Below are 16,872 nucleotides of genomic sequence, written 5' to 3' on the forward strand. Positions count from 1 at the left end.
CCCACCTCCTGATGCCGAGCCCGCAACCCCGCCGCCCCCTCCTCCGTCAGCGAACCGAACAGCCGCAGCCGCGAGATCCCCCCGTCCGGAAAGATGTCCACGCGCGCGTGCGTCCCGACGGCGGGGACGGGAAGGGCGAAGCGGTGGTTCGTGTCGGGCTGGAGGCGGGTGCGCGGCAGGATCTCCGTCCAGCCGCCGCTCTCGTCGTCCATCAGCGACACCGAGGCCCACCCCGCCGAGTTCCCCTTCAGATACGCCGTGTCGATCTCGATCGCGCGGATCTCGGAGCGGGCCACGAGCCGATAGCGGATCCAGTCGTGACCGGTGTCGCGCCGCCGCCGCGTCTCCCAGCCGTCGTCCATCTTCCGGGAACGGCCCGGCTGGATGGTGTTGGTGGCGGGTGAGTAGAAGAGGTTGGAGGCGTCCTCGACCTGGCCGCCGTTCTCCAAGGCCACCACGTCGAAGGTGCCGAGCACGGAAAGCCACTCCGGGTCCGGCACGACCTCGCCGTACACGCGGAGGCGGGCGATGCCCCCGTCGGGGTGCTGGTTGACGCGCAGATGCGTGAAGCGCTGTTCGACGGAGACCGCGAAGCCGTTGGCCGCGTGACCGCCGACTGCCGTACGGGGGACGAGAGTCGTCCACTTCACGTCGTCGGACAACAACTCCTCCGGAGACGGGGATCCCGGCACCGACACGCCCTCGACCGACACCGCCTGCGGATAGTTGCCGCGGAAGTGGGCGGTGTCGACGACGATGCCGCGTACGACACCGGCGGCGCCGAGGCGTACGAGCGCCCAGTCGTGGTCCTCGGCCGTGGGCCAGGGGTGCTCGGCGGAGACGCCACGGCGGCGCCGCGTCTCCCAGCCGTCCATGATCTTGCCCTTGTGCCCGAAGCGCTCGGGGTCGAACTCGGCGCGCTCGGGCACGAGCAGGTTCTCGCGCTGCGCGAAGAACTCGTCGTTCGCGGCGATGACACCGGCACCGAGGCGGCGGTCGGTGAGGTTGGCGTACCGGGTGAAGGGGAAGTCGGCGGTGCGGTAGTCCGCGTAGGGGTCGCCGCCCCCGTACGGGCTCGCGTCGCCGGTGAAGCCAGGTATCGCCGTCACGGTGATCAGTTGTTCCTTTCGAGAAGTCGGCCGGCGGGTTCGCCGAACTCACCGTCGGCCATGATGCGTTCGCCGCGCAGCCAGGTGGACCTGACGACGCCGTGCAGGGTGCGGCCCGCGTACGCCGTGACCCGGTTGCGGTGGTGCAGCGCGGCCGGGTCGACGGTGAAGGTCTCGTCGGGGGCGAGGACCGCGAAGTCGGCGTCGCGGCCGGCCGCGATCGCGCCCTTCTGGGTGAGTCCGGCCAGCTCGGCGGGGCGCGCGGACATCCAGCGGACGACGTCTTCGAGGGACCGGCCCCGCTTGCGCGCCTCCGTCCAGATCGCCGGAAGGCCCAGCTGGAGGGAAGAGATGCCGCCCCAGGCGGTGGCGAAGTCGGCCGTCTTCAGATCGGCGGTGGAGGGCGAGTGGTCGGAGACGACGCAGTCGATGGTGCCGTCGATCAGGCCCTGCCACAGCGCGTCCTGGTTGGCCGCCTCGCGGATCGGCGGGCAGCACTTGAACTCGCTTGCCCCGTCCGGTACTTCCTCGGCCGTGAGCGTGAGGTAGTGCGGACAGGACTCGACGGTCAGCCGTACGCCCTCGCGTTTGGCGGCGGCGATCAGCGGAAGCGCGTCGCTGGACGAGAGGTGCAGCACGTGCACGCGCGCGTGGAGGCGTTTCGCCTGGGCGATGAGGTTCGCGATGGCGGTGTTCTCGACGTCCCGCGGCCGTGAGGCGAGAAAGTCGGCGTACCTGCCCCCGCTCTGCTGAGGGGCGGCGGCGAGCCGGTGCGGGTCCTCGGCGTGCACGATCAGCAGGCCGCCGAATCCCGCGATCTCGGCCAGCGACCGGTCGAGTTGGTCCCGGTCCAGCTCGGGGAACTCGTCGACTCCGGAGGGCGACAGGAACGCCTTGAAGCCGAAGACACCGGCGTCGTGCAGCGGGCGCAGATCCTTGACGTTGTCGGGCAGGGCCCCGCCCCAGAAGCCCACGTCGATGTGCGCCTTGGACCGGGCGACGTGCTTCTTGGTACGAAGGTGGTCGACCGTCGTGGTCGGCGGAAGGGAGTTGAGGGGCATGTCGATCAGCGTGGTGACGCCGCCGGCGGCCGCGGCGCGGGTGGCGGTCCAGAAGCCCTCCCACTCCGTGCGGCCCGGGTCGTTGACGTGCACGTGGGTGTCGACCAGGCCGGGCAGCAGGACGTCGTCGCCGAAGTCCTCCAGCCGCGCTCCTGAGGGCACTTCAGCGTCGTACGCGAGTACGGCCGTGATCTTGCCCGCGGCTACCGCGACCGAGGCTGCGCGCGTCCCTTCGGGAGTGATGACGCGCGTCGAGCGCAGGACCAGTTCGCACCGTCCGTCGTCGGACACCCGGACCCCTCTCTGCCGTTCTCTTCCGCATCGCGAAATTCAACGTTATGTTGAACGAGTCTTCACCGCGGGTCTCGCCCCGTCAAGGGCGGGCCACAACACCTAGACCTTTCCGCAAGACGAAATTAGAATTCCACAACACAAAACGTAGTGATCCACAACCGGTCAGTCAACAAACTGACTGGCCGATAGGCTGCCTCTCTCCCTGCCGGCCCTGAAAGGAAAGCCCCGTGCCGACGTCCAGCGCCAGCGACGCCCCCGCGGATGCCTCCGCACCGAAGACTTCCGCCCCCAGCGGTGGTGTCCAGTCCCTCGAGCGCGCCTTCGACCTGCTGGAGAGGATGGCGGACGCGGGCGGCGAGGTCGGCCTGAGCGAGCTCTCCGTGAGCAGCGGGCTGCCGCTGCCGACGATTCACCGGCTGATGCGCACGCTGGTGGTCTGCGGTTACGTACGCCAGCAGGCCAATCGCCGGTACGCGCTCGGGCCTCGCCTCATCCGCCTCGGCGAGTCCGCGTCGCGGCTGCTGGGCACCTGGGCCCGCCCCTACCTGGCGCGCCTGGTCGAGGAGACCGGCGAGACGGCGAACATGGCGCTGCTCGACGGCGACGAGATCGTGTACGTCGCGCAGGTCCCGTCCAAGCACTCGATGCGGATGTTCACCGAGGTCGGCCGCCGAGTGCTGCCGCACTCCACCGGTGTCGGCAAGGCCCTGCTCGCCCACCTCCCCGCGAACGAGGTGCGCGCACTGCTGTCCCGTACGGGCATGCCGGCCGCCACGGAGAAGACGATCACCACGCCGGACGACTTCCTCGCCGCGCTCGAAGAGGTGCGCGGGGCGGGATACGCGGTGGACGACAACGAGCAGGAAGTCGGCGTCCGCTGCCTCGCCGTCTCCGTCCCCAACTCCCCCACCGCCGCAGCGATTTCAATCTCCGGCCCGGCCGGCCGGGTCACAGAGGCAGCAACGGAGAAGATCGTGCCCGTGCTGCAACAGATCGCGGTAGAACTCTCGGAGGCCCTGGCAAGCTCAGGCCCGGGGAGCGCCCCGTAGGGGGCGCGGGGTCGTATGAACTTGCGGCTCCGCCGCGGCGAGGGGGCGCGACCCGCGCCCCGTCAGGGGCGCGGGGAACTGCGCGACCAGCCACAACGAACCCGCAGCTGCGAACCGCATTTCCAGCCGGGCACGCAGCGCCCCGTCAGGGGCGCGGGGAACTGCGCGACCAGCCACAACGAACCGGCAGCTTTGAACCGCGTTTCCAGCCGCGGCGGGTAGCGCCCCACAGGGGCGCGGGGAACTGCGCAAAGCCACAACGAACCCGCAGCTTCAAACCACCGCCCCAGCCCAGCGCTCAGCGCCCCGGCTCGCCGAAGAGCTCCACCGCACTACGTACCTCCTGCAGCCCCGGCGCCAGCGCGCTGACCGACCCGATGGAGCCGGCGATCAGCAGCAGCGAGCGGCGCAGGCGCGGCACCTCAGGGATGCCGCTGACGGTCATCGCGGCGAGGGCGGCGAGCTCGTCCTCCGCGATGCCGCGGTCGGGGAACTCGGCCGGATGCGCGGCGAGTTCGCGGCGCAGCCGGGACACCGCGGTCCGCAACTCCGCCACCCTCGGATCATCGTCACTGCCGGTCACTGGCCTCTGCCCCAAGCTCCGCAACACAGCTCTCCCCCTCGCACTCCTTTGTGCGCCCGCCTTCACGCTTGCGTCGAACACCCCCGTGGCGTTGGTCGGGCGCCGTGGGACGCGGGCCAGTAAACGCCACCTGATGCGGTGGGCGCCACTCCAAGGGCCGAAATTCAGTCCTTGGAGACCATGAACCCGCCGCGGTGTCAGGTATGCAGGAGACATGACGGAGAAACGGGACCAGGTGGCGGGGCTGCTGCTCGCGGCGGGCGGAGGACGGCGGCTCGGCGGGCGGCCCAAGGCGCTTCTCCAACACCGGGGGCGTCCCCTCGTCGAGCACGCGGCGGGAGTGCTGCGCGCGGCCGGCTGCGCCCGGGTCCATGTGGTCCTGGGGGCGCGCGCCGATGCCGTGCGGGATCGGGCGGTGCTGCCCGGGTGCGTTCTCGTGGAGAACCCTCAGTGGGAGGAGGGCATGGGCTCCTCACTGCGGGCCGGGCTCGACTCGCTGGCCGGCACCGGAGCGCGCGCCGCGCTGGTGTCGCTGGTCGACCAGCCCGGCATCGGCCCGGAGGCGGTGGCCCGCGTGCTCGCCGCGTACGCCTCCGAAGCATCGCTCGCGGCAGCCGCGTACGACGGCGTTCGCGGGCATCCGGTCCTGTTCGGCGCCGACCACTGGCCCGGCATCACCGCGACTGCCGTCGGCGACCGCGGGGCACGCGCCTATCTGAAGGCGCACGACGACGCGGTCACGCTCGTCGAGTGCGGTGACGTGGCGCGGGCGTACGACATCGACACGGAAAGCGACTTGGTCCACCTTGAGTGAGCGGTGTGGCACTGAGCGCCACCGTGCCTCGACTCAGAGAATCTCGACATCAACAAACAATTGAACTTCCACCATGAGGAAATTAGTATCCACTGACACCCAGTGCCGTTGCGTACTGCGCGTACTGCGCGTACTGAAGTCAGCTCGCTGAAGGAAGTGACAGTTCATGTCCGCACCAGCGCCGTCCCCGCTGGCCATCGTCGACGCCGAGCCCCTGCCCCGGCAGGGCGAGGTCCTCACCGACGCGGCCCTCGCCTTCGTGGCCGAGCTGCACCGGCGGTTCACGCCCCGGCGTGACGAGCTCCTCGTCCGTCGCGGCGAGCGCCGCGCCGAGATCGCCCGTACGTCCACGCTCGACTTCCTCCCGGAGACCGCCACTGTCCGCGCCGACGACTCCTGGAAGGTGGCGCCGGCGCCGGCGGCCCTGAACGACCGGCGCGTCGAGATCACCGGCCCCACCGACCGCAAGATGACCATCAACGCCCTCAACTCAGGCGCGAAGGTCTGGCTCGCGGACTTCGAGGACGCCTCAGCGCCCACCTGGGAGAACGTGATCCTGGGCCAGCTCAACCTCACCGACGCCTACGAGCGCCGTATCGACTTCACCTCCCCCGAGGGCAAGTCGTACGCCCTGAAGCCGGCCGAGGAGCTGGCGACGGTCGTGACGCGCCCGCGCGGCTGGCATCTGAACGAGCGCCACCTCGTCGACGCGGACGGCACGCCCGTGCCCGGTGCGCTCGTCGACTTCGGTCTGTACTTCTTCCACAACGCGCAGCGCCTGCTCGACCTCGGCAAGGGCCCGTACTTCTATCTCCCCAAGACGGAGTCGTACCTGGAGGCCCGCCTCTGGAACGACGTCTTCGTCTTCGCGCAGGACTACGTCGGCATCCCGCAGGGCACCATCCGCGCCACCGTCCTGATCGAGACGATCACGGCGGCGTACGAGATGGAGGAGATCCTCTACGAACTCCGCGACCACGCCTCGGGGTTGAACGCGGGCCGCTGGGACTACCTTTTCTCCATCGTCAAGAACTTCCGTGACGGCGGGCCGAAGTTCGTGCTCCCGGACCGCAACGCGGTGACGATGACGGCCCCGTTCATGCGCGCGTACACCGAACTCCTCGTCCGCACCTGCCACAAGCGCGGCGCCCACGCGATCGGCGGCATGGCGGCGTTCATCCCGTCCCGGCGCGACGAAGAGGTCAACAAGGTCGCCTTCGAGAAGGTCAAGGCCGACAAGGACCGCGAGGCGAGCGACGGCTTCGACGGCTCCTGGGTCGCGCACCCGGACCTCGTCCCGATCGCGATGGCCTCCTTCGACACGGTGCTGGGCTCCAAGCCGAACCAGAAGGACCGGCTGCGCGAGGACGTCGACGTCAAGGCCGCCGACCTGATCGCCGTCGACTCCCTCGACGCGAAGCCGACGTACGCGGGCCTGGTCAACGCCGTCCAGGTCGGCATCCGCTACATCGAGGCCTGGCTGCGCGGCATGGGCGCCGTCGCCATCTTCAACCTCATGGAGGACGCGGCCACCGCCGAGATCTCCCGCTCCCAGATCTGGCAGTGGATCAACGCGGGCGTGGAGTTCGAGCACGCGGGAAACACCGTGAAGGCCACGCCGGAGCTGGCCCGCAACGTCGCCGCCGATGAACTGGCCGCCATCCGCGCCGAGTTGGGCGACGAGGCCTTCGCGGCGGGCAACTGGCAGCAGGCCCACGACCTGCTCCTGAAGGTGTCGCTGGACGAGGAGTACGTGGACTTCCTGACGCTTCCGGCGTACGAGCAGCTCGAGGGCTGAGGCCACAGTGCGCACAGCCCTCCGTCCCTCGGCACCGTCCCGTGCCGAGGGACGGGCTCCCGCACAGGGGACGGCTCACGCGGGCAGGCCGTAACGGCGGCGTTCCTCGGCCGTCAGTTCGCGACACTGCTCGGCAACTTGTTCCAGCAGGGTCTCGCACGCCAGGGATACAGAGTCCTCAGGCAGGGACCAGACGTACTGGCGGTGGTTCTCCGCTGTCGCGGTGAATGTGCAGCCGTCATCGGACCAGCGCGCGTCCAGTGGCAGTCGGGCTTCCAGCCGGGAGACGGCCTGGCACTCTCCCGTGGCCACCGACCAGAAGCTCACCCATCCGTCCCCGGCCGCCGCGAGGAAACGCCCGTCGGGTGCCCAGTGGAGGCTTCTTGCCGCTCCATACGTAGGGACGGTCTGCAGCAATGGCTCACCGCTCTGAGCGTCGCAGACCTGTATCCGGAAGGCTCCGTCGAGGAAGGCGACCTTCCGCCCGTTCGGCGACCAGCACGCTGCCTGTGCCGTTCCGGCTTCCACGGTGATGCTCAGCGACCGACTTCCGGTGAGCGGATCCCAGGCGACGAGCGGGCTTTCCTCCTCGGCCCCCAGCAGGCGCCGACCATCGGGGCTCCACGCCAGAACCCGGGCCATCCGGTCGGCGCCGTCCATCTCCGCGACTCGTTGCCCGGTCCCTGTACTCCAGACCTCGATCCGACCTGCGACTGTCACGAAATCGTGGCTCGCCGTCGCGAGGAGCGTCCCGTCGGGAGACCACGCGAAGCGGTCCACCATGCCCCATTGCGTGGTGAGAGCTGTAGTGCACCGCCTCGACGCCACGTTCCAGATCTCGACCCGCCCACTGAAGGAAACGGCAAGGGAGTCGCCGTTCGGGGCCCACGCGACCGCCCCGGGCTTCGGATCCCGGCCCCCCGTGACCTTCCGCAGCCGGGCACTGGTCACGGGCTCTGCCACGTACACGGCATCATGTCCCCGCAGCGTGACAGCCACGCGTCCGGCGTTCCAGGACACGCTGCTCAGCCAGTCACTCAGCAGCGCCCTGGGGCGCCACGAACCGCAGTCGCAGAGCCAGGCTCCGGCGAGTTCCGACCGCCAGGCGAAACGGAAGCTGTCCGCGCTCCACACGACCTCCTCAACGCCCCAGCGGACGCCGAGCCGCCGGAGCACCGCACGATCGGCGATACGCCACACCGTGATGTTTCGGTCAGCACCCGTATCGCCATTGATCACAGCCAGGAGACATCCGTCAGGGGACCAGAACACCCCCACAGCGGCCTCGCCGACACCCCACTCGTCCAAGACCGCACCGTCCTCAGCAGCGCGGATCCTCAAGGTCCGGCCCGCCGTCTCAGCCATGCGCCGACCGTCCGGAGACCAGTCGAACCACGTCTTCGACATGGCCGACGGCGCGTCCGCGTCACACGCCAGGCTCCAGAGCCGCTCACCGTCCGACACCCGCACGACGTGCACCTCCCGCCGGGCAAGCATCGCGAGAAGAGCGGAATCCGGGGACCACTTCAGCGCCTGAACAGGCGGAGCCTCAAAGGAATGCACATCCGGTCGCTGCCCTTCCGTCACTGGCGCGAAGTCCACGATGTCGACGCCGGAATTGTCGAGTTGTGCGGCGGCCCGACGGCCGTCGAAGGAGAGACCAACCGTCCGGTCCCCGAACACGCTCGCGGCACGTGTGTGGGGTGAGAAGTCCGGATCGCTGAAACGCAGCACGCCGAGACCGCCGGGCCCTTCCAACCAGTAGGCGTCCGCCCCGCCGCTGAATCCTGCCCGTGTCAACGCGCCGTCCCCCAAGGGCTCCTGGCCGATCAGATCACCGCTCCCGGTCCAGTTACAGAGATCGCCCTCCGCCCCTATGGTCCGTAAGTTTCCCGTGGTGGGGTCCCAGCCCATGGCGATCACTTTCTCCGCGTGCCCCACACCGATGGTCTCGGTCGTCGGCCCTTGTCCAATGCCCCACAAGGTGAGCGCGGACTTCTCGGTCGCGGTGAACTCCCGTACGGCCGCGACGGCCAAGGCCAACGCGAGTCCGTCGTCCTCCTGTAGCGCGTATGCCTGCTGGGCCCGCTCCGCGATGTCGTCCGCGCGTGCCCTGATGTGGTCCGTCTCCCGGATCTCCGACGCGGCGACCAGGTCGGACAGGGCCACGGACATGGCGTGTGAAGCAGCCAGTTCCCGAGCCTGCACCAACCGCTGCCCGTGCAGCAGATCGTCCGCCGACCGGTCGTTCGCCTCCCATGCGGCGGCCCGGCGTTCGAGTTCCGTGATACGCCGCAGAAGCACCTGATGGCTGTCGATCAGCGCCCGCAGCCTGGGCCAGTGCTTGAGCACCGCCTCGTGGACGAGATCGAGCGCCGCACCCTCGTCCACGTCCGTCACCAGGCGAGCCGCGCGCAGTTCCTCGGCTATGGCCAGGCCTCGCGCGTCCAGGGACGCCGCGCGCACGGTCTGTCGAGAAATGCCCCGTTCGTCCCAGGAAACGAACTTGAGAAGCACCGCTTCCACGGACTCCAAGGGGTAAACCGCGACCAGTCCCTGGTAGAGGCGCTCCGCATGCCTCGCGATGGCCTCGGACAAAGGCCCGGTCCGTTCCAGCAGTTCCCGACCGATCACGTGATCCGACCCCGCGGCCTCGTACAGGTTCCGCAGCAGCTGACTGAGGAGAGGGAGAGAACCGGCCTCTGTCGTCTCGACCAGCAGATCGTCCACCACGTCCTCAGCGATGTCCGCCCCAGCGGCCCGCGCCGGCCCTGTGATGACCGCGTTGGTCTGCCTCGGCGTGAGCCAGCTCAGCGGCATCCTGGTACGGAACAAGTCGTCGTAGGGGCCGAGCGCCGGATCGTGCAAGGAGCCGGACGTCAGCGTGACGATGACGTGCAGATCAGGTTTGGCACGCACCGCCGCCCTGAGTGATCGCAGGAACAGATCGCGCTCCCTGGACTCAACGAGACGAATGACGTCCTCGAACTGGTCGATCACCAGGACGATGCGTGACCGGCGGCGCTGAACCGAAAGCAGTGCGGACAGGCATGCCTCAGGGATGCCCTCGCCCGAGCCGGTCAGGGCCGCCGCCTCACGGCGCAACTCGGACGCAAGGCGCGGGACGAACTCACTCCGCTCCGGGGCGAGAGCCTGTGCAAGAGCCGTGAAGGGGGCGGAGCCGAGCCTCAAAGGGCCGAGAACCGTCCAACGGCGTTTTTTCAGCCTCGGCAAGACACCCGCGGCGACGAACGAAGACTTGCCGCAGCCAGAAGGCCCGACCACCGTGAGGAAGCGTTGCGCGGATTCTCTGCCGACAACCAGCCGGCGCTCGGCTTCCGCCGTCTCGTCCTCGCGGCCGAAGAACACCTCTGTCCGGTCTTCGGTGAAGGCCTCCAGTCCGGGGTAGGGGCTGTCCGGCCCGGTCCAGACGATCTGACGGTGGGCGTGCCAGCGCTGTCCGAGTCCCCAGGCCACAACCCCGACGACACACACTGGCAACCAGATGACGGCATAGCGGTTCACCAGGCGAAACGGTCCCCACCAGCCCTCAGGGTTCGCGGTGAGGAGATTCGTGCCGACCCCGAAGGCCAGCCCGACAAGCAGGGATACGAGGTCCAGGGGAGTTCTGCGACTCGTCTTCACAGGACGCCAACCACCGCCCACCCTCTCCGGCTTCCGTGCCCGTTTTCCGGAAGGGTACGGAACTATGACGGATCCTCGTCAAGACAGCGAAATACGTCAATTGGGAAGAGCGAGTGCGCCTGCTCCAGCTAGCCCTGCTTGTCCGAGTGGCCCAAGGTCCTGCCCGGGGCCACTCGGTCGCGTACGAGGCGCTTGACGGCCGTCGGCTCCGGGAAGCCCTGCTCGCGTCGGTCCCAGACCACCTCGTCGTCGACGCGTACGACGAACACGCCGCCGGTGCCGGGCTTGAGGGCGAGTTCCGTCAGCTCGGTCTCGAAGGTGGTGAGGAGTTCCTGGGCGAGCCAGGCGGCTCGGGGGAGCCAGCGGCACTGGGTGCAGTACTCGATCTGCACGCGGTGGGCTGTCGTCCGGGCTGTCATTCGACGTGTACCGACCAATCCTGTTGCGCCGCTGGTTTGCCGTGCAGGTCCGGAACCCGTTTGAGCCAGTCCGGACGGCCCCGCTGTGTCTTCGCCACGCGCAGCGCGTTCTCCGCGGCCAGTTCCTCACGGCTGGGGAAATCGGTGGGCAGCCAGTTCGTGGACGCCTTCACACGGGCGGAGAGGTAGTCCACGTACGCGTCCCGGAGCTCGTCGGGTGTCGCGAACCCCGGTTCGCCGGTCAGCCAGGCGTCGGGCACCGCCGAGGTCACCTCGCGCAGCAGTTCCTCGGTGACGCGGGGCGCGAACTCGGCGTCGGCCGCGCGTGTGTCCGGGGTGTAGTGGCCGAGGGCGTGGTGGCGGAAGTCGTACGCCTTGTCCGGGGACGAGGCGTCCCAGCGGTGGTGGAAGACGAGGGCGGCGCCGTGGTCGATGAGCCAGAGGCGCGGGGGCGCGATGCCGAGTGTGGGCCAGATCATGAGGTTGGAGCTGTGGACCGTACGGTCGACGTTGACGGTCAGGGCGTCCAGCCAGACGATCCTGCCGGCCTCCAGCGGGTCGACGGCGAAGCTCTTGGCGACCTCGGGCGTGAAGTCCTTGGCGCCCGGCAGGTAGTCCATGCCGAGGTTGAGTCCGGGGCTGGCGTTCAGCAGGTCCCGCACCTCCTGGTGCGGCTCGTGCGCCCCTACGGCCGGGTCGAAGTGCGCGAGCACCAGCTCAGGCATCCGCAGCCCGAGGGCACGCGCCAGCTCCCCCACGATCACCTCGGCAACCAGGGCCTTGCGCCCCTGCGCCGAGCCCGTGAACTTCACGACGTACGTCCCCAGGTCATCGGCCTCGACGACTCCGGGCACGGAGCCGCCCGCCCTCAGCGGGGTCACGTATCGATCGACGGTCACTTCGCGCAGCACACCGGCCACTGTAATTCAGCGCCTCGCGCGGCTGATCGATATTTTCGCCGCGCCCCCGCCCTGGGTACGATCGCGGACATGCCGCCCGCCACCCCGCAGATACCTGGACTGACCTGGGGAAACGCCATACCCGGCGACTCCGGCCAGACTAGGATGAACCCTGGGGAGCCGGGAGCCGGGAGCCGGGAGCCGGGAGCCGGGAGCCGGGAGCCGGGAGCCGGGAGCCGGGAGCCGGGAGCCGGGAGCCGGGAGCCGGGAGCCGGGAGCCGGGAGCCGGGAGCCGGGAGCCGGGCAGTGACCGGGCTTTGGCCGGAGGCGGGGAGCGGTGGGCGCTCGTCTCGGAGTACCGCCACCAAGACCGTTCTCTTCCCCGTCCGTTCCGCGGCGGCCCTGCACCGGCTGCTGGACGTCCTCCCCGTCTTTGAAGGGGACCACCGGATACTGCGCCGGTTCACGCTCGCTCCCGGTTCCGACTTCGGCGTGGACGCGCTGGCGGCGCTGGACGCGGCCGGGGCACGGACAGTCCCCTGGGACCGGGCCGTCGCCGAGTCGCACGACCTGATCATCGCCGCGAGCCCGAAAGGCGAACTCGACCGGCTCAAAGGCCCCGTGGTCCTCCTTCCGCACGGCGCCGGCTTCAACAAGACCGTCGGAGGGGAGGGCGCCGAGGACTCGGCCTCCGGTCTCGATCCCAACTATCTGCTGCGCGACAACCGCCCCCTCGCCACCCTGCACGCGCTGGCCCACCCCGACCAGATCACCCGCCTCGCAGACCGGTGCCCGGCGGCAGCCGCCCGCGCCGCCGTCCTCGGCGATCCGACGCTCGACCGCATCCTGGAGTCCCGTACCCTCCGCGACCGCTATCGCGCCGCGCTCGGCACCGGTGACCGCCGGCTGATCGTGCTCGTCTCCACCTGGGGACCGGAGTCCCTGCTGGCCCGCCGCCCCGGTCTCGCCGAGCGCCTGTGCGGTGAACTCCCGCTGGACGAGTACCAGTTGGCGCTGATCGCCCATCCGAACATCCACAGCGAGCCCGGCACCTTCGAGCTGGCCGAGTGGCTTCCCCGCGAAGTCGTCCTCGCCGGGCCGCACGAGGAGTGGGCCGCGTTGCTGATCGCCGCGGACGCCGTCGTCTCCGACCACGGCTCGTCCGCCCTGTACGCCGCGGCCCTGAACCGCCCCGTGGTCGGCGCGTACGACGGCGGCACCGAGCTGATACCGGGCACACCCATGGACCGGCTGCTCTCCTCCGCACCCCGGTTGGCGCCCGCCGGCCGGTTGGACGAGGCGCTCGCGGCGCACCGCCCCGATGTCCCGCTCGCCGCCGCGCGAGCCGCGTTCGACGTCGGCGCCCAGGGCCATGCCCTCGACCGGCTGCGCACGGAGGTCTACCGCCTCCTGCGACTGCCCCGCCAGCCCGGGACTCCCCTCCCCCGCCTGTTGCCCGCACCCCGGCATCCGGTCGACACGCCCGCGGCGTTCGGCGTACGGGTCGAGCGGCGCGACGGCTGCCTCGAAGTCGAGCGGCGTCCCGCCCGTGTCGACGTACCGCCGCCACATCACCTCGCGGCCGAGGAGGACGCGGCCGGGGCTCGGGCCGTGATGAGCGCGGGGCTCCTGTATCGGCGATGGCACGAGAACTCCCGTGGCACACCTGAGGATTGGACCGCTGACGTGCTCGCCCGTCACCCCGGGTGCCGGACCGCCGGAGTGATCCTCTCGCCGGAACGGTGTCTCCTACGACGACGTGACGCGACGGGCATGCTCCTGTCCGTACGGATAGAGCCGCTGGAGCCGCTTCAGGAAAGCGAGCGGGCAGGTGCCCTGCGCCTCGACCCGGCGGCGGTGCTGTCGGCCGTGCATGCATTGTCCCGCGACGAAGTCGACGCATCCTTGGGTTCATCCGTCAACTGCCGTGTAGCCAGGAGCACTTGCCGGGTATGGCTCACCGCCACATGAGCCACCTGCCGGGCCCTACCGACTCCGGGCCCCACCGGCTCCGGGCCCCATCGGCCGAGGTGCCCGCTCACCCCCGCCGCCGCGGACCGCCCTCGCCGACCCGTATCCCGTCGGCCCGATCCCGATGCGTACGGGCCGTCTCCTCGTCCCCCGCCCGCTCGGCGAGGTCGCCCAGGGCCTCCAGGATGCGCACCTCGTCGAACGTGGAACCCCGTCGGTGTGCACTCGCGAGCGCGGCCTCGTACAACTCGCGTGCCTCGTCGAGGCGGTTCAGCCGCCGGAGCACCCGGCCGAGCTCGAAGCCCGTGCGGGCAGCCATGCGTTCGCGCTTCAGCCGCACGGCCTCCGCATGCGCCCGGGCCAACAGGTCGCGGGAGCGGCCCAGTTGACCAAGCCCCGCGGCTGCCTGGCCGCGCAGGTGGGTGAGGAGCATGGCGCCGTAGTCGTTCTCGATCTGTTCGTGGATGCGGAAGGACTCCTCGTAGTACGGGAGGGCGTCGTCCCACTGCTTCTGTACGGCGTGCAGCTTGCCCCGGAACTCCAGTGCCGAGGCACGGAGTTTCCGGTCCTTCGGCTCGGTGGCGGACAGCAGCTCGGCGGCGCTCACGGCGGCGGTCAGTTCTTGGTCGGCCTCCGGGAAGCGGCGTTGCTCCCACAGCGGGCGGGCGCGCTGGCAGCGCATTCGGATCATGGCCTTGAGATGTCCGGCACGGCGAGCCGCCTCGAACCCGGTGCCGAAGGCATCGAGGACGTCCTCGTAGTGGGGGTGGTCGAGGTAGTGAGTCCAGAGCGGTTCGCACAGGGCCCACGCCTCCGCGTCGGCCCTGTCGTCGTAGGCGATCCGCACGCACGCGTACAGAACGTGCCGCTCGGCTTCGAACCAGCGCAGGGCCTGCCCACCGTCGCCGAACTCGGCATCGGGCGCGCCCGGCAGCTCATCGGCCGCCGCGGCGAACGTCATGCGCTCTCCGGCGATCACGAGGTCGGCGCGCTGGGCCTGGCGCAGATACCAGCGGACGAGGCGCAGCCGGGCCGGCGCGGCCTCCTCGCGGGGCGGGTTCTCCTCCCTCGCTCGCCGGGCCGCGTGCGCGCGGACGAGGCCGTGCATGCGCAGATGGCCGTCGTGCACCTCGGCGAGGCCCGCCGCGAGCAGGTCCTCCACGGCGTCGTCGGCCGCGTCCCGGCCCTCTCCCAGCAGGGCGACGACCGCGGCGCGGGCCAGGTCCGCGTCGGGTGCCGTGGCGAGCAGGCGGTAGAGGTGTCGTCCCTCGTCGGTCATGTCGTCGTACGCCGTGTCGAGTACGGCCTCGGTCTCGGGGACCCCCGCATCACGCAGGTTCCGGCCGAACTCGTCGAGCACACGCACCAGTCGGCGCAGCGGCTGACGCCTCAGCTGGAGTGCCGCCGCCTCCAGCAACAGGGGCAACCCTCCGCAGAGGCGCACCAGTTGACGGGCCGTCGCCGGTTCCTCGGACAGTCGCGCGTCGTGTGCTCGCTCGCTCAGCAGCCGCAGTGCGTCCTCGTCCTCGAGCGGTTCCAGCGGCACGTCCACGGCGTCCGTCCGCGCCAGGTCGTACAGCGGGGCGTGGCTCACCAGGATGGCCACGCTCTGCTGCGAATCGGGCAGGAGCGGCACCACCTCGGATCCGGCGCGTACGTTGTCGATCACGACGACGAGCCGGTGGTCCCGCGTCAGTTCCAGGTAGCGTTCGGCCCGTTCGTCGAAGGTGGACGGCAGCCACTTGCCCTGCAACCCGAAGCCGCGAAGCAGCTCCGCCAGAGCCTCCGAGACATCGATGCCGCCGTCCCTGCGGTTGTCTTCGAGATCGACGTACAGGACGCCGACCGGGCCCCGTTCCCCGGCTCCCTCGGTCATCTGCTTCCGCAGCTTGCGCGCGACCCGCTGCCCCAGAGTCGTCTTGCCCACCCCTGCCAGGCCCCGCAGCGTGGCCACGAACGGCCGTTCGTCGTCCTCCCACGCGCTCGCGGACCGGATGATCGAAAGCTGCTCGTTCACGCGCCCGACGAAGTGGACCTCCTCCGCACGGAGTTGGAGGGGAATCCGCAGGGCCGGGCCAGGTTCCGGCAGGTGCGTATGAAGGTGACCGATGTACTTGGCCTGCACGAGGCTGCCGATACTGGCCTGCCCGCCGACGCTGTTGTACGTGTTCCCGGACGTCTCCTCTTCACCAGCCACGGCGCAACCTTACGCAGGTCGCGCCCGACGTGAAGTACCCACCTACAGCAGCGGGTTGGCCAGCGGAAGATACCGCGCGTCCGCCCCGTCCGCCCCCGTCCACCGCAACAGCAGATTCGTCTTACCGGGCAGCGTGGGAGACCTGAGCAGCTCCCCCACCTCCGGCAACCCCGCCTCGAAACGCCTCAACTCCCGCCGTACGGCAGGCCAGAGCTCCACCCCCGGATACCGCTCCTCCAACGCCCCCGCGATCTCAAGGAGGTTGTTGACGACGAGGCAGTACACGAGCCGTTCCCAGCCGGCCGCTCGCGTGACGTCGGGCAGCAGCTTCACGCCCTCGGCGTCCCGGAAGAGTGCCTGGACGGGCAGTCCGTCGTCGTCCACGGCCACCACCGTGTTCTGGAGATGCGCTTCGAGTACGACGCCGTGGTGCGCGAACAACTCCAGGGCGGGCGGGACGACTTGGCGCAGATAAGCCCTCCACCAGGCGGCGGGGTCGGAGAGCGTGTCGAGGGGGCTGCCGTCGAAGCCTTCCGTGAGGGCGGCCGCGAGCAAGGGGGTCGCGCCGGGGAGGATGTGGTCCCGCAGGCCGTCGCGTACGAGGACGGCGAGTTCCTCGAAGGCGAAGTGCGCGGTGCGGTAGCCGCGGTCGCTCAGCCAGGCCGCGGGGCCGTCCACGGCCGCGAACCCGGAGGTGACGGCCGCGTCCGTGCGGTGGAGTTTGAGGAGGTCGTGACGCCAGAGACGGCGGATGTCGTTGGTGATGCGGACGTCGAGGCTGAATTTCAGGAAGAGGTCGGCGGCGGGGTCGTACACCGTGCGGATGGCCGCGGTGGGCCAGGCCGGAGACGCGGAGCGGCCGAGATGTACGAGGCGGCCGTCGGCGAAGGCGTCGCGGATCTCCTCGCGGGTGTCGACGAGGTCGAGCTGCCAGGGGTGGGCGGGCAGGAGCCGGTAGCCGGGAGGTGCCTCGCCCAGCGCGTCGATCGCCCGCGTGTCGCCCTCCTCGGCGACCGTGTCCTCCCGTACCCCC

General features: G+C 70.1%; 12 protein-coding genes. 4 read left to right on the plus strand and 8 right to left on the minus strand.

Annotated elements, in window-relative coordinates; translation table 11 throughout:
- A partial coding sequence (gene alc, locus G5C60_RS41170) for an allantoicase (RefSeq protein ID WP_165267645.1) occupies positions 1 to 1,109 on the minus strand: 1,109 nt, incomplete at its 3' end.
- A gap of 5 nt (positions 1,110 to 1,114) precedes the next feature.
- Positions 1,115 to 2,461, minus strand: coding sequence for an allantoinase AllB (gene allB, locus G5C60_RS41175; RefSeq protein ID WP_165267647.1), 1,347 nt, complete (start codon positions 2,459 to 2,461; stop codon positions 1,115 to 1,117).
- Between the two features lie 230 nt (positions 2,462 to 2,691).
- On the opposite strand from allB, the gene G5C60_RS41180 reads away from it, so the two are divergent.
- Positions 2,692 to 3,513, plus strand: a complete 822-nt coding sequence (locus tag G5C60_RS41180) for an IclR family transcriptional regulator domain-containing protein (protein ID WP_165267649.1) — start codon at positions 2,692 to 2,694, stop codon at positions 3,511 to 3,513.
- Between the two features lie 298 nt (positions 3,514 to 3,811).
- Here the strand turns inward: G5C60_RS41180 and G5C60_RS41185 are convergent, their stop codons facing one another.
- The gene (locus G5C60_RS41185; RefSeq protein WP_165267651.1) at positions 3,812 to 4,123 is read right to left on the minus strand and encodes a DUF5955 family protein; all 312 of its coding nucleotides are present in this window, start codon (positions 4,121 to 4,123) and stop codon (positions 3,812 to 3,814) included.
- Between the two features lie 187 nt (positions 4,124 to 4,310).
- On the opposite strand from G5C60_RS41185, the gene G5C60_RS41190 reads away from it, so the two are divergent.
- Together G5C60_RS41190 and aceB are read left to right on the plus strand one after the other, a co-directional pair.
- Positions 4,311 to 4,910, plus strand: a complete 600-nt coding sequence (locus tag G5C60_RS41190; RefSeq protein ID WP_165267653.1) for a nucleotidyltransferase family protein — start codon at positions 4,311 to 4,313, stop codon at positions 4,908 to 4,910.
- A gap of 166 nt (positions 4,911 to 5,076) precedes the next feature.
- Positions 5,077 to 6,708, plus strand: coding sequence for a malate synthase A (gene aceB, locus G5C60_RS41195; RefSeq protein ID WP_165267655.1), 1,632 nt, complete (start codon positions 5,077 to 5,079; stop codon positions 6,706 to 6,708).
- 75 nt (positions 6,709 to 6,783) lie between these two features.
- Here the strand turns inward: aceB and G5C60_RS41200 are convergent, their stop codons facing one another.
- From G5C60_RS41200 to G5C60_RS41210, 3 genes are all read right to left on the minus strand, one after another.
- The gene (locus G5C60_RS41200; RefSeq protein ID WP_165267657.1) at positions 6,784 to 10,185 is read right to left on the minus strand and encodes an nSTAND1 domain-containing NTPase; all 3,402 of its coding nucleotides are present in this window, start codon (positions 10,183 to 10,185) and stop codon (positions 6,784 to 6,786) included.
- Between the two features lie 296 nt (positions 10,186 to 10,481).
- Positions 10,482 to 10,772, minus strand: coding sequence for an Rdx family protein (locus G5C60_RS41205; protein WP_165267659.1), 291 nt, complete (start codon positions 10,770 to 10,772; stop codon positions 10,482 to 10,484).
- Positions 10,769 to 11,683, minus strand: coding sequence for a HipA family kinase (locus G5C60_RS41210; protein WP_165267661.1), 915 nt, complete (start codon positions 11,681 to 11,683; stop codon positions 10,769 to 10,771). The genes G5C60_RS41205 and G5C60_RS41210 overlap by 4 nt, the downstream gene beginning before the upstream one ends.
- A gap of 294 nt (positions 11,684 to 11,977) precedes the next feature.
- Between G5C60_RS41210 and G5C60_RS41215 the strand changes: the two genes are divergently transcribed.
- Positions 11,978 to 13,642, plus strand: coding sequence for a translation initiation factor 2 (locus G5C60_RS41215; protein WP_165267663.1), 1,665 nt, complete (start codon positions 11,978 to 11,980; stop codon positions 13,640 to 13,642).
- Positions 13,643 to 13,709: 67 nt separating this feature from the next.
- Here G5C60_RS41215 and G5C60_RS41220 read toward each other — a convergent pair whose 3' ends face one another.
- The gene (locus G5C60_RS41220) at positions 13,710 to 15,839 is read right to left on the minus strand and encodes an NB-ARC domain-containing protein (RefSeq protein ID WP_338146075.1); all 2,130 of its coding nucleotides are present in this window, start codon (positions 15,837 to 15,839) and stop codon (positions 13,710 to 13,712) included.
- Between the two features lie 42 nt (positions 15,840 to 15,881).
- The coding region (locus tag G5C60_RS41225; protein WP_277611461.1) for an IucA/IucC family C-terminal-domain containing protein at positions 15,882 to 16,872 on the minus strand (991 nt) is incomplete at its 5' end.

This window comes from Streptomyces scabichelini (genome assembly GCF_011045015.1).
GTDB lineage: Bacteria > Actinomycetota > Actinomycetes > Streptomycetales > Streptomycetaceae > Streptomyces > Streptomyces scabichelini.

What these genes read in the sequence shown, in the direction of transcription:
- aceB (WP_165267655.1), top strand. Translation starts at nt 5,077, where the DNA reads ATGTCCGCACCAGCGCCGTCCCCGCTGGCCATCGTCGACGCCGAGCCC.
- G5C60_RS41205 (WP_165267659.1), bottom strand. Translation starts at nt 10,772, where the DNA reads ATGACAGCCCGGACGACAGCCCACCGCGTGCAGATCGAGTACTGCACC.
- G5C60_RS41190 (WP_165267653.1), top strand. Translation starts at nt 4,311, where the DNA reads ATGACGGAGAAACGGGACCAGGTGGCGGGGCTGCTGCTCGCGGCGGGC.